The sequence below is a fragment of the Mycobacterium sp. MUNTM1 genome (assembly GCF_054660795.1).
On sequence record NZ_BAAGDE010000048.1, the window covers coordinates 35,007 to 47,452 of the forward strand.

Below are 12,446 nucleotides of genomic sequence, written 5' to 3' on the forward strand. Positions count from 1 at the left end.
CCCAGACGGGTTAGCCACTTCTCTATCTCCTTCTTGTTTCAGCTGAAAACTTACTTGGCCGTGCCGATTCCGCGCGGACCGCGAGCCAGCGACACCACTCCGGATTGGACGATTTCGCGGATTCCGAAGGGTTCCAGGACCCGCAGCAGCGCCTCGATCTTGCCGCGGTCACCCGTCGCCTCGATCGTCAACGCCTCCGGCGACACGTCAATCACCTTGGCGCGGAACAGGTTCACCGCTTCGATCACCTGACTGCGGATGCCGGCGTCGGCGCGCACCTTGATCAACGCCAATTCCCGGGACACCGAGTTGTCGTCGTCGAGCTCGACGATCTTGATGACGTTGATCAACTTGTTGAGCTGCTTGGTGATCTGCTCGAGCGGGGTCTCCTCGGCGGACACCACGATGGTCATCCGCGACATGTCCTTCTGCTCGGTGGCACCGACGGCCAGCGATTCGATGTTGAACCCGCGCCGCGAGAACAGCGCCGCCACCCGGGCGAGCACGCCGGGTTTGTCCTCGACCAACACCGACAGAGTGTGCGTGTGCATCAGGCGTGCCCTTCGCTCTCGTCGTCGAACAGCGGACGGATTCCGCGGGCCGCCTGAATCTCGTCGTTGCTGGTGCCGGCCGCCACCATCGGCCACACCTGCGCGTCGGCGCCGACGATGAAGTCGATCACCACCGGGCGGTCGTTGATAGCCCGCGCCTGGTTGATCACGTCTTCGACGTCTTCCTCACGCTCGCAACGCAATCCGACGCAACCCAACGCCTCGGCCAGCTTCACGAAGTCCGGGATGCGGTGCGAGTGGGTGGCCAGATCGGTCTGCGAGTACCGCTCTTGGTAGAACAGCGTCTGCCATTGGCGCACCATGCCCAGGTTGCCGTTGTTGATCAGCGCCACCTTGATCGGCACGCCCTCGATCGCGCAGGTGGCCAGCTCCTGGTTGGTCATCTGGAAGCAGCCGTCGCCGTCGATCGCCCACACCTCGGCGTCCGGGCGGGCCATCTTGGCGCCCATGGCCGCCGGGATGGCGTACCCCATGGTGCCCAGCCCGCCGGAGTTGAGCCAGGTGCGCGGCTTCTCGTACGAGATGAATTGGGCCGCCCACATCTGGTGCTGGCCGACGCCGGCGACGTACAGGGCGTCCGGGCCGGCGATCTGGCCCAGCTTCTCGATGACGTATTCCGGGCCGAGGCTGCCGTCGCTCTGCGGGCCATAGCTCAGCGGGTAGGTGGACTGAACCTCGTTCAGGTAGGCCCACCATTCGGTCATTTTGAGCTTGCCGGGAATCCCGTCCTGGCGCAGCAGCTCGAGCAGCTCGATGATGACGGCTTTGACGTCCCCGACGATCGGCACGTCCGCGTGGCGGTTCTTGCCGATCTCGGCCGGGTCGATGTCGGCGTGGATGACCTTGGCCTCGGGGGCGAAGGTGTCCAGCTTCCCGGTCACCCGGTCGTCGAAGCGGGTCCCCAGCGCGATCAGCAGGTCGCTGCGCTGCAGCGCCGCCACCGCGGCGACGGTGCCGTGCATGCCGGGCATGCCCATGTGCTGCGGATGGCTGTCCGGGAACGCGCCGCGCGCCATCAGTGTGGTCACCACGGGGATGCCGGTCAGCTCGGCCAGCTCGTACAGCTGCTCGGTCGCGTCACCGCGGATGACCCCGCCACCCACGTAGAGCACCGGCTTGCGGGCGGCCGCGATCAGCTTGGCGGCCTCGCGGATCTGCCGGCTGTGCGGCTTGGTGTTCGGCTTGTACCCGGGCAGATCCATCCGCGGCGGCCAGCTGAACGTGCACTGGCCCTGCAGCACGTCCTTGGGGATGTCGACGAGCACCGCCCCGGGGCGGCCCGACGAGGCGATGTGGAACGCCTCGGCGAGCACCTGCGGGATCTCGTTGCCCGAGCGGACCAGGAAGTTGTGCTTGGTGATCGGCATCGTGATGCCCGAGATGTCGGCTTCCTGGAACGCGTCGGTCCCGATCAGCGATCGTCCGACCTGGCCGGTGACGGCGACGACGGGTATCGAGTCCATCTGGGCGTCGGCCAGCGGCGTCACCAGGTTGGTAGCGCCGGGCCCCGAGGTCGCCATGCAGACGCCGACCTTGCCGGTGGCGTGCGCGTAGCCGCTGGCGGCGTGGCCGGCGCCCTGCTCGTGGCGGACCAGCACGTGGCGCAGCTTCTTGGAATCGAACAGCGGGTCATACACCGGCAGCACCGCACCGCCGGGGATGCCGAAGATGACCTCTACGCCGAGTTCCTCCAGCGAGCGGATCACCGACTGTGCACCGGTAAGTTGCTCGGGCCCAATACGTTTCGGCTTGCCGGCGGCCGACTTGGCGGCGGGCCTGGCCGCGTCCGTGGCGATGTCGGCAGCGTCCGGTGCCGCGGAGGCGTGCTGCCTGATGGGAGCGCTCACTGTCGTTCAGTCCTTATTCATTCCGGGAGTCTCGCTGGGGGCAACAAAAAACCCCCGACAGCTCATCTGCTGCACGAGGGTTGCGCGCTGGTGCTGGATTGCTTCACATGCTCAAGAGCAAGTCAGCCACCAACGCGCTGACTAATTACTACGAGCATCCCGGGCTTTCCGGCGGTATCCATAGCGTCCGACGGTAGCCTTCGCACAGCTCAGCAGTCAAATCCGTGGCCTTCGGCGCCGCGGTCACCAGCACGGTCGCGACGGCGCCGCCGGGCGAGCGCTCGGCTGCGCCGACCCCGTGTGCCGGGTGAAATGATGGTGGGGTGGCTACCGGTTCGTCCCCCCAAACACCCGACCAAGCGCCCTCCCAAGAGCCCGTCGTGATCAAGGTGTCGCCGATAGCGCATCTGGCCGTCGGGTTTTTGACTCTGGGGTTGCTGATTCCGGTGATGCTGTGGCCGCCGTCGCTTCCGCTGCTGATCCTTCCCGTGCTGCTGTCGGCCATGATCGTCCGGCTACGCACGGTCGCCGACGACCAGGGCGTGACGGTTCGGACGCTGTTCGGCAGCCGGCGGGTGAGCTGGGACGACATCGACGGACTGCGTTTCCACCGCGGTTCATGGGGACGCGCACACCTCAAAAGCGGCGCCGACCTGCGGTTACCCGCGGTCACGTTCTCCACGCTGCCCGAGCTGACCGAGGCCAGCGCGGGACGGGTTCCCAATCCCTACCAGTGAGGCGGCCGGTCAGCCGATCGGATTCACGCCGTTGAGGGCCACCCACACCCCGACACCGGCCGCGATGCCGGCCAGCAGGGCGACGAAGGACCCGATGAAGGGGCGATGCGCCCAACCGCGGCGCGCGTCCAGACCGTAGCGGCCGGGTCCACACAGGACGACCGCGGCGGCCATCACGATCAGGCTGATCTGGTATTCGTGACCCTCGGGCAGGAAGAACGAAAAGGTGCGCGTGTGCGGCCGCGCCGAAACGCTGGCCAGCAGGCCGTTGATCAGAAACGCCAGCGCACCCGCCGCGGCTACCGGAGTGAAAAGGCCCAGGATCAGCAGCACGCCCGCGACGGCCTCGCCGCCGGCGCTCACGTAGGCGAGGATGTCGGCGTGCTGGTAGCCGACGTCGGACAGTGAGTTCTTGAACCCCGTCACGCCGGAGCCGCCCCACCAGCCGAACAGCTTCTGCAGCCCGTGGGCGCCGAGCACCACGCCCAGCCCGACGCGCAGCAACAGCAAACCGAGATGCTGCGTTCCGCGCCGGCCGACGTCGTGCAACCGGTCGTGGTGTTCATCGTCGTCGTCGATGTCGGTGGACTCGGGGGCGGCGTGCCGGGCCGCCGAATGAGGCTGGACGTAAGGCAAGGGCTCCTGCTGTTCCAGCAGGTTGTAGCCACCGGCCCCGGACCCGGCGATCGCGGGGGCGCCGCCGTAGGGGATGACGGTGGTGGTTCCGGTCGACGGGTTGAAGTCGCCGGGGAAGCCGACTGGCGTCAGGTCATCTTCGGGATCGACCAGCCGCGCCGAGGCGGGGCGTCCCGGGGTCGGCTCCGGCGATTCGCCGGGCCGTTGCCAATGTGCGTCATTCGGTTGACTGGTCACGGGTGTCAGGGTAAGGGCATTCGGCCGTGAATTGGGGATTTGAGCGGCGCTTTCGCCTGGCAATCGGTGGTTTGCCCGTCAAACCGGCCCGGATTGGCCCCAAATCACCTTCCGAGCCCGTTTCGGGGGGCTCGCCGGGCCTTGTGCGAAAGCGGTCACGGTCGGGCACCGGCGGCGGCCAACGGGGACGTGTGTGGCGGCGGCGCTGGCAGTGTCCGTAGCCTGACGTTCATGCGACTAGGGCGATCGGGGCGGTCGGTTCGGCGCGGCTTGGCCGCGCTGTGCGCCCTCGTGCTGGTGACGAACGGGTGCGCACGCTTCAACGACGCCCAATCGCAACCGTTCACCACCGCCCCCGAGCTGAAGCCGCAGCCGAGCTCGACGCCTCCTCCCCCGCCGCCGCTGCCGCCCACGCCGTTTCCCAAGGCCTGCCCCGCTCCCGGGGTGATGCAGGGCTGCCTGGAGAGCACCAGCGGCCTGATCATGGGCCCCGACAGCAAAACCGCGCTCGTCGCGGAGCGCACCACCGGTGCGGTCAAGGAGATCTCCGTCAACGCCGAGCCGAAGGTGAAGACGGTGATCCCGGTCGACGGCTCGGGCGATGGCGGCCTGATGGACATCGTCATGTCGCCCACCTACACGCAGGACCGGCTGATGTACGCCTACATCAGCACGCCGACCGACAACCGGGTCATCCGTGTGGCCGACGGCGACATCCCCAAGGACATCCTGACCGGAATCCCCAAGGGCGCCACCGGGAACACCGGAGCCCTGTTGTTCACCAGCCCCACCACGCTGGTCGTGATGACCGGCGACGCGGGCAATCCGGCGCTGGCCGCCGACCCCAAATCGCTGGCCGGCAAGGTGCTTCGGATCGAGCAGCCGACCACCGTGGGACAGGCGCCGCCGACGACCGCGCTGTCCGGGGTGGGATCCGGCGGTGGGCTGTGCACCGACCCGGTGGACGGCTCGCTGTATGTCGCCGACCGCACCCCGACGGCAGATCGGTTGCAGCGCATCACCAAAACGTCGGACGTGTCCACGGTGTGGACCTGGCCGGACAAGCCGGGCGTGGCCGGCTGCGCGGCGATGGACGGGACGGTGCTAGTCAACCTGATCAACACCAAACTGACCGTCGCGGTCCGGCTGGCGCCGGCCACCGGCGCGGTCACCGGTGAGCCCGACGTCGTCCGCAAGGACACCCACGCGCACGCCTGGGCGCTGCGCATGTCGCCGGATGGAAACGTCTGGGGCGCAACGGTCAACAAGACCGCCGGGGACGCCGAGAAGCTGGATGACGTGGTGTTTCCGCTCTTCCCGCAGGGCGGCGGCTTCCCGCGCAACAGCGACGACAAGAGCTAGGCGCTCGACCGCGCTGACCGGCTAAGCAGCTGGCGCTATGCGAACCACTCGTTGAGCGCATCCTCCAGGCCGCCGGCGTGGCTCTCGCCCACCCAGGCGGCGTAGCCGTCGGGGCGAACCAGCACCGCCCCGGGAGCGGATACCTCGCGCGTTAGGCTGCTAGCCCTGGCCGCAGGCGGCCAACACCAATTCGCGCACCCGGGCGGCGTCGGCCTGGCCGCGGGTGGCCTTCATCACCGCGCCGACGATCGCACCGGCGGCGGCCACCTTGCCGCCGCGAATCTTTTCTGCCACATCGGGATTGGCGGCCAGCGCCTCGTCGACGGCGGCCTGCGTCACCGAGTCGTCGCGCACCAACGCCAGACCGCGGGCGGTCATCACCTCTTCGGGCTCGCCCTCACCGGCCAGCACACCCTCGACGACCTGGCGGGCCAGCTTGGTCGACAGCTTGCCCTCGTCGACCAGCGCCACCACCGCGGCGACCTGGGCGGGCGTGATGGCCAGCTCGTCGAGCGCCACATTGGCCTCGTTGGCCTTCTGCATCAGGAAGTTTCCCCACCAGGCTCGGGCCTGCTCGCTGGACGCGCCGTGCTCGATGGTCGCGGTGACCAGTTCGATCGCTCCGGCATTGACCAGGTCACGCATCACCTCGTCGGAGATGCCCCACTCGTCCTGGATGCGCTTGCGGCTCAACCACGGCAGCTCGGGGATGGTCTGACGCAGTTGCTCGACAAGCTCGCGACTGGGCGCGACGGGCTCCAGGTCGGGCTCCGGGAAATACCGATAGTCCTCGGCCGTCTCCTTGGTGCGGCCCGGACTCGTGTAGCCGCCCGCCTCGTGAAAGTGCCTGGTTTCCTGGATGATTCGACCACCCGACGCCAAGACGGCGGCTTGGCGTTGCATTTCGTAACGCACCGCGACCTCAACGCTTTTCAGCGAGTTGACGTTCTTGGTTTCGGTCCGGGTGCCGAACTCGCTCGCACCGGTCGGCTTGAGCGACACGTTGGAATCACACCGCATCGAGCCCTGGTCCATCCGGACGTCGGATACGTCCAGGGCGCGCAACAGGTCTCGTAGCGCGGTCACGTAGGCGCGGGCGATCTGCGGCGCCCGGGCCCCGGCGCCCTCGATGGGCTTGGTGACGATCTCGATCAACGGCACGCCGGCGCGGTTGTAGTCGATCAACGACGTGGTCGCGCCGTGGATGCGGCCCGTCTCGCTGCCGATGTGGGTCAGCTTGCCGGTGTCTTCCTCCATGTGCGCGCGCTCGATCTCGACGCGCCAGGTGGTGCCGTCGTCCAGCGGTGCCTCGAGGTAGCCGTTGATAGCGATCGGCTCGTCGTACTGCGAAATCTGGTAGTTCTTCGGCTGGTCCGGGTAGAAGTAGTTCTTCCGGGCGAAGCGGCACCAGGGCACGATTTCGCAGTTCAGTGCCAGCCCGATGCGAATGGCCGACTCGACCGCGTTCTGGTTGAGCACGGGCAGCGAGCCGGGCAGGCCGAGGCACACCGGGCACACCTGAGTGTTGGGTTCGGCGCCGAATGCGGTGGTGCAGCCGCAGAACATCTTGGTGACGGTGGACAGTTCGACGTGCACCTCGAGGCCGAGTACCGGATCGAAACGCGCGATGACGTCGTCGTAGTCCATCAGATCGGCGCTGGCGGCAACACTCATGCGCTCGATCCTAGTGGTGATCGCGAGCGCGGCGGAGCCGGGCGAAGCGGGTCACCACCGCCCCACACCGTGGTGATCGCGAGCGCGGCGGAGCCGGGCGAAGCGGGCGACCACCGCCCCACACCGTGGTGATCGCGAGCGCGGCGGAGCCGGGCGAAGCGGCTCACCACCGCCGACACCGTGGTGAACTCAGGTCAGCCCGTGCGGTGATCGCGGCAGCGGGAACTGGTCGCGCTGCGGTCCGCGGCCCGGGAACATGTCGGCCAGCACGGCCGCCATCTCCAGATAACTGCGCCGGCTCTCCTTGCTCAACCGGTCCAGCGCGATCCGCCGACCGTCGTGCACATGCCGGTCGAACGGCAGCACCACCGTGGCGCCGACCCGTGCGGACAGGCGGTCGAGTTCGGTGACGGCCAAGCCGTCGACCTTGGCCGGTTCGACGTGGTTGACTACCAGCACGGTCCACTGCATCAATGATTGATACCCGTTGTGGCACAACCACTCCAGCGTTGCCCGTGTTTTGCGCACCGCATCGATGGCGGGGCTGGTGACCACCACCAGCGCGCGCGATTCCGGTAGAACGGCGTCCATCACACCGGAATTGAGCGTTTTGACGCAGTCAACCAACATCAGCGAGTACTGGTTTCGCAGCATCGAGAAGGCCCGCAGCATGTCGTGGCGGTCCAGACGCCAGTCGGAGTCCGGCAACCCGAGCACTTCCAGCCCGAATCCGTTCATATACGTCAGCGCGCGGATGTCCTCGTATTGGGCCGCCGGTTTGCCGTGCAGCAGGTCGGCGATGCTGTGCGGATTGCGCCGACCGTGCCGCTCTGCCAGGTCTCCGGCGTCGATATCGAGGGCGAGCACCCGGTCGTCGCGCACGGCGGCGAACGTCGACCCCAGCGCCTCCACCACCGTCGTCTTGCCGACCCCACCCTTGAGGTTGAGCACGGCGATCGGAAATGCGCCGCCCACGGTCGCGCGGATGCGCTGCCGCAGCTCGTTCTCGTAGGCCGTGTTTTTGCCCGGGCCGATCTCGATCCCGGTGATGCGATGAAGCAGCCGCCGCCAGTTGAACCCCTCGGCGTCCGTGTCGTGCGTGTCGAAGCGGTCCAGCGCCGTCGCGCCCAGCATCGGCTCGGGACGTGGCGGTGATGGCGCCCGCCGTGGCGGCGGAGCGGCGGGCGGAGGTTGCGGCGGTCCGGCGATGGGCTGATTCGGACCGTGGGACTGCGGCACGGTGGACGCTGCGGGATCGCCCTCGATACTCCACTTGTGCCGACCCGGCTGGTGGTTCGGCGAGCCCGGTGGCCCCGCCGCTACCGCGGATTGCCGAACGAATCCGCGAATCGAACCGCGGCTATTCATACTCCCGGTATAACCCCGAAAGACCGGTCCGGAAACCACCAAACTGCGACAATCGCGACCCAGCTGCTTCATTAGCGGACAAATTCAAGCCGCGGTTCACTCAGATCCACCGGTTGTTTGCCCGGCGCCGCGGCTAACCGAAAAATGCGGCGGCGTCGTCGTAGCGGCTCTCCGGCACCAGCTTGAGCTGACGCACCGCGTCCGCCAGCGGCACCCGGCCGATATCCTGCCCGCGCAACGAGACCATCTGGCCGTATTCGCCGGCGTGCGCGGCGTCGGCCGCGTTCACCCCGAACCGGGTGGCCAGCACCCGGTCGTAGGCCGTCGGGGTGCCGCCTCGCTGGACGTGGCCCAGCACGGTCACCCGGACGTCCTTGTTGATCCGCTTCTCCACTTCGGCGCCGAGCTGCGCTGCCACCCCGGTGAACTTCTCGTGGCCGAATTCGTCAATCCCGCCTTCCCGCAACGCAATCGATCCGGGAATGGGCTTGGCGCCCTCGGCTACCACGCAGATGAAGTGCGAATCTCCGCGCTGGAAGCGCCTTTTGACCAGCCGGCACACCTCCTCGACATCGAAGGGCTGCTCGGGGATCAGGGTCATGTGCGCGCCCGAAGCCAGGCCCGCGTTCAACGCGATCCAGCCGGCGTGGCGACCCATCACCTCGACCAGCATCACCCGCTGGTGCGATTCGGCGGTGCTGTGCAGCCGGTCGATCGCCTCGGTCGCGACGGTCAACGCGGTGTCGTGCCCGAAAGTCACGTCGGTGCAATCGATGTCGTTGTCGATGGTCTTCGGCACACCGACCACGGGCACGTTCTCCTCGGAGAGCCAGTGCGCGGCCGTCAGCGTGCCTTCCCCTCCGATCGGGATCAGCACGTCGATCCCGTTGTCGTCCAGGGTCTGCTTGATCTGGTTCAGGCCGGCCCGCAATTTGTCGGGGTGAACCCGGGCGGTGCCCAGCATGGTTCCGCCCTTGGCCAGCAGGCGATCGTTGCGGTCGTCGTTCTGCAGCTGGACACGCCGGTTCTCCAGTAGTCCGCGCCACCCGTCCTGGAATCCGACCACCGACGAGCCGTACCGGGAGTCGCAGGTCCGCACCACTGCCCGGATGACCGCGTTGAGCCCGGGGCAGTCGCCGCCTCCGGTGAGCACTCCGATCCGCATGGTTTCATCTTGCCTGGGGCGGCGGCTCCATGGCGCGAGCAGGCGCAAAATCGCTCGGGAACCCGGGCGCGGGCCGTCCTATATCGCCGACGGCAGCGGTCCGCGGGCCGCCTCGTAGGCGGCGCCGACCCGGTAGAGCCGGTCGTCGGCCAGCGCGGGCGCCATGATCTGCAGGCCGACCGGCATGTCGTCGTCCGGCGACAGACCGGCCGGCACCGACATGCCGCAGTGGCCGGCCAGATTCAGCGGCAGCGTGCACAGGTCGAACAGATACATCGCCAGCGGATCGTCGACCTTCTCGCCCAGCCGGAACGCTGTGGTCGGGGTCGCGGGCGACACCACCACGTCCACCGAGCGATACGCCTCGTCCAGGTCGCGGGCGATCAGGGTGCGCACCTTCTGGGCCTGGTTGTAATACGCGTCGTAATAACCGGCCGACAGCGCGTAGGTGCCGATCATGATGCGCCGCTTGACCTCCGGCCCGAAGCCGGCGGCGCGCGTCATCGCCATGACCTCCTCGGCGCTGTGGCCGCCGTCGTCGCCGACCCGCAGCCCGTAGCGCATCGCGTCGAAGCGGGCCAGGTTGCTCGACACCTCCGACGGCAGGATCAGGTAGTAGGCGGCCAGCGCGTACTCGAAGTGCGGGCAGTCGACCTCGCTCACCTCGGCGCCCAGGGCGGTCAGTTGCTTGACGGCGGCCTCGAACGCGTTCAGCACCCCGGGCTGGTAGCCCTCGCCGCGCAGCTGCTTGACCACTCCGACGCGCACGCCCTTGAGGTCACCGGCCGCGCCGGCCTTGGCGGCGGCGAGGACGTCGGGCACCGCCGCCTTCACCGACGTGGAGTCCAGGGTGTCGTGCCCGGCGATCACATGATGCAACAACGCGGTGTCCAGCACCGTGCGCGCGCACGGGCCGCCCTGATCCAGCGATGACGCGCACGCCACCAGGCCGTAGCGCGACACTGTGCCGTAGGTGGGCTTGACGCCAACGGTCGAGGTGAGTGCGGCGGGCTGGCGGATGGAGCCGCCGGTGTCGGACCCGATCGCCAGCGGAGCCTGGAACGCGGCCAGCGCCGCCGCGCTCCCGCCCCCGGAGCCGCCGGGCACCCGGTCGACGTCCCAGGGGTTACGGGTGGGGCCGTAGGCGGAGTTCTCGGTCGAGCTGCCCATCGCGAATTCGTCCATGTTGGTCTTGCCCAGGATCGGAATCCCGGCGGCGCGCAGCCGCGAGGTGACGGTGGCGTCGTACGGGGAGCGCCAGCCCTCCAGGATCTTGGACCCGCAGGTAGTGGGCATGTCGACCGTGGTGAAGACGTCCTTGAGCGCCAGCGGGACCCCGGCCAGCGGAGACGGCAGCCGCTCCCCCGCGGCCACCGCTTCGTCGACGACGGCGGCCGCGCCCAGCGCCTCGTCGGCCGCCACGTGCAGGAAGGCGTGGTAGCGGTCGTCGGTCGCCTGGATCTGGTCCAGGCAGGCCTGGGTGACCTCAACCGACGACAGCTCTTTGGCCGCGATCCGGGCGGCCAGCGTGGCGGCGTCGGACCGGATGATCTCGTTCACTCGCTGTCCCCCAGGATCTGCGGCACCGCGAAGCGGCCATCGACGGCGGCGGGCGCCTCGGCCAGCGCTTCGGCCTGGGTCAGGCACGGTGTCGACTCGTCCGGCCGGGTGACGTTGACGTCCTTGAGCGGGTTGTCGGTCGCTTCGACGCCGGTGACATCGACCGCCTGCACCTGGCTGACGTGAGTCAGGATGGCGCCGAGCTGGCTGGCGAAGCTGTCGAGTTCGCTGTCGGTGAGCGCCAGCCGGGACAGCCGGGCCAGGTGCGCTACCTCGTCGCGGGAGATCTGGGACACGACTGGAAAGCCTAGTCGCGAAGGTGCGGGCCGTTGCACGCCGTTGGGCCTCGCGCGGCCGGCCGATCCGAAATGCCATCGACACGTCCCTGTGCAACAGTGTTGGCCGTGCCCTCCTATCTGTTGCGCATCGAGCTAATCGACCGGCCAGGCAGCCTGGGGTCGCTCGCAGTGGCGCTCGGTTCGGTGGGAGCCGACATTCTGTCGCTCGATGTGGTGGACCGCAGCGCGGGTTACGCGACCGACGACCTGGTGATCGAACTGCCGCCCGGGGCCATGCCGGACACGCTGATCACCGCGGCCGAGTCCCTGTCCGGTGTCCGCGTGGACAGCGTGCGCCCGCACACCGGTCTGCTGGAGGCCCACCGTGAGCTCGAGCTTCTCGACCATGTGGCCGCGGCCGAGGGCAAGGCGGCGCGACTGCAGGTTCTCGCCAACGAGGCGCCGAAGGTGCTGCGCGTCAGTTGGTGCACGGTGCTGCGCAGCTCGGACGGTGAGCTACAGCGCCTGGCCGGCAGTCCAGGTGCCCCGGAGACAAAGGCGGACTCGGCCCCGTGGCTGCCGCTGGAGCGGGCCGCGACGCTGGACAGCGGCGCCGACTGGGTGCCAAAGGCCTGGCGCGACATGGACGTGACCATGGTCGCGGCCCCGTTGGGCGACCCGCACACCGCGGTGGTGCTCGGCCGTCCCGGCCCCGAATTCCGGCCCTCGGAGGTCGCGAGGCTGGGCTACCTCGCCGGGATCGTCGCCACCATGCTGCGCTGATCGACAGCGCAAAGCGAACAAAAGTGAGGCGCCCCGCAACCCATCTGGAGTCGACCCTGATGCCCACGACGAGGTCGACGGCGGATAGCGTGAACGAATTCCTTGATCGCCCAACGTGTTTGAGATGCGACGCGTTGCGGGTAACGCCGCTAGTTGGTTGTCGGTGGTGGTTGGGGTTGGAAGGGGGTGTACCACCACCAGTCGGCGCGTTCGCCGAGGGGCCCGGG

12 protein-coding genes and 1 pseudogene are annotated in these 12,446 nt (G+C 68.4%); 3 read left to right on the top strand and 10 right to left on the bottom strand.

What is annotated here, in order from left to right; translation table 11 throughout:
- Positions 1 to 50: 50 nt before the first annotated feature.
- Together ilvN and ACYQ8K_RS22945 are read right to left on the bottom strand one after the other, a co-directional pair.
- Complete coding sequence (gene ilvN, locus ACYQ8K_RS22940) at positions 51 to 551, bottom strand: acetolactate synthase small subunit (protein ID WP_007775537.1); 501 nt, start codon at positions 549 to 551, stop codon at positions 51 to 53.
- Positions 551 to 2,419, bottom strand: coding sequence for an acetolactate synthase large subunit (locus ACYQ8K_RS22945; protein ID WP_459972580.1), 1,869 nt, complete (start codon positions 2,417 to 2,419; stop codon positions 551 to 553). Before ACYQ8K_RS22945 ends, ilvN begins: the two co-directional genes overlap by 1 nt.
- 380 nt (positions 2,420 to 2,799) lie before the next feature.
- Between ACYQ8K_RS22945 and ACYQ8K_RS22950 the strand changes: the two genes are divergently transcribed.
- The gene (locus ACYQ8K_RS22950; RefSeq protein WP_459972604.1) at positions 2,800 to 3,156 is read left to right on the top strand and encodes a PH domain-containing protein; all 357 of its coding nucleotides are present in this window, start codon (positions 2,800 to 2,802) and stop codon (positions 3,154 to 3,156) included.
- Positions 3,157 to 3,165: 9 nt separating this feature from the next.
- Here ACYQ8K_RS22950 and ACYQ8K_RS22955 read toward each other — a convergent pair whose 3' ends face one another.
- The gene (locus ACYQ8K_RS22955) at positions 3,166 to 4,029 is read right to left on the bottom strand and encodes a DoxX family protein (protein WP_459972582.1); all 864 of its coding nucleotides are present in this window, start codon (positions 4,027 to 4,029) and stop codon (positions 3,166 to 3,168) included.
- A 231-nt stretch (positions 4,030 to 4,260) separates the two neighbouring features.
- Between ACYQ8K_RS22955 and ACYQ8K_RS22960 the strand changes: the two genes are divergently transcribed.
- Positions 4,261 to 5,391, top strand: coding sequence for a PQQ-dependent sugar dehydrogenase (locus ACYQ8K_RS22960; protein WP_459972583.1), 1,131 nt, complete (start codon positions 4,261 to 4,263; stop codon positions 5,389 to 5,391).
- A gap of 35 nt (positions 5,392 to 5,426) precedes the next feature.
- On the opposite strand, the pseudogene ACYQ8K_RS22965 reads toward ACYQ8K_RS22960, so the two are convergent.
- The 6 genes and pseudogenes from ACYQ8K_RS22965 to gatC all read right to left on the bottom strand — a co-directional run.
- Positions 5,427 to 5,537, bottom strand: a pseudogene (locus tag ACYQ8K_RS22965) (aromatic-ring hydroxylase C-terminal domain-containing protein); the annotation flags it as partial.
- A gap of 13 nt (positions 5,538 to 5,550) precedes the next feature.
- The gene (gene gatB / locus ACYQ8K_RS22970) at positions 5,551 to 7,065 is read right to left on the bottom strand and encodes an Asp-tRNA(Asn)/Glu-tRNA(Gln) amidotransferase subunit GatB (protein WP_459972584.1); all 1,515 of its coding nucleotides are present in this window, start codon (positions 7,063 to 7,065) and stop codon (positions 5,551 to 5,553) included.
- Between the two features lie 189 nt (positions 7,066 to 7,254).
- Positions 7,255 to 8,199 carry a MinD/ParA family ATP-binding protein gene (locus ACYQ8K_RS22975; protein WP_459972586.1) on the bottom strand — a complete coding sequence of 315 codons (945 nt, stop codon included), beginning with the start codon at positions 8,197 to 8,199 and terminating at the stop codon, positions 7,255 to 7,257.
- A 367-nt stretch (positions 8,200 to 8,566) separates the two neighbouring features.
- Entirely contained in the window at positions 8,567 to 9,598 is a 1,032-nt protein-coding gene (locus ACYQ8K_RS22980; RefSeq protein WP_459972588.1) for an ATP-dependent 6-phosphofructokinase, read from the bottom strand.
- Between the two features lie 78 nt (positions 9,599 to 9,676).
- On the bottom strand, positions 9,677 to 11,158 hold the full coding sequence (gene gatA, locus ACYQ8K_RS22985; RefSeq protein WP_459972590.1) for an Asp-tRNA(Asn)/Glu-tRNA(Gln) amidotransferase subunit GatA: 1,482 nt from the start codon (positions 11,156 to 11,158) through the stop codon (positions 9,677 to 9,679).
- A complete protein-coding gene (gene gatC, locus ACYQ8K_RS22990; RefSeq protein ID WP_459972592.1) occupies positions 11,155 to 11,454 on the bottom strand; it encodes an Asp-tRNA(Asn)/Glu-tRNA(Gln) amidotransferase subunit GatC in 300 nt (99 codons plus the stop codon). The genes gatA and gatC overlap by 4 nt, the downstream gene beginning before the upstream one ends.
- Positions 11,455 to 11,562: 108 nt before the next feature.
- Between gatC and ACYQ8K_RS22995 the strand changes: the two genes are divergently transcribed.
- Positions 11,563 to 12,219: an ACT domain-containing protein gene (locus ACYQ8K_RS22995; RefSeq protein ID WP_459972594.1), complete on the top strand. Its 657-nt coding sequence runs from the start codon at positions 11,563 to 11,565 to the stop codon at positions 12,217 to 12,219.
- Between the two features lie 149 nt (positions 12,220 to 12,368).
- Here ACYQ8K_RS22995 and ACYQ8K_RS23000 read toward each other — a convergent pair.
- Positions 12,369 to 12,446 (bottom strand): hypothetical protein (locus tag ACYQ8K_RS23000; protein ID WP_459972606.1); only part of this gene is annotated, 78 nt, incomplete at its 5' end.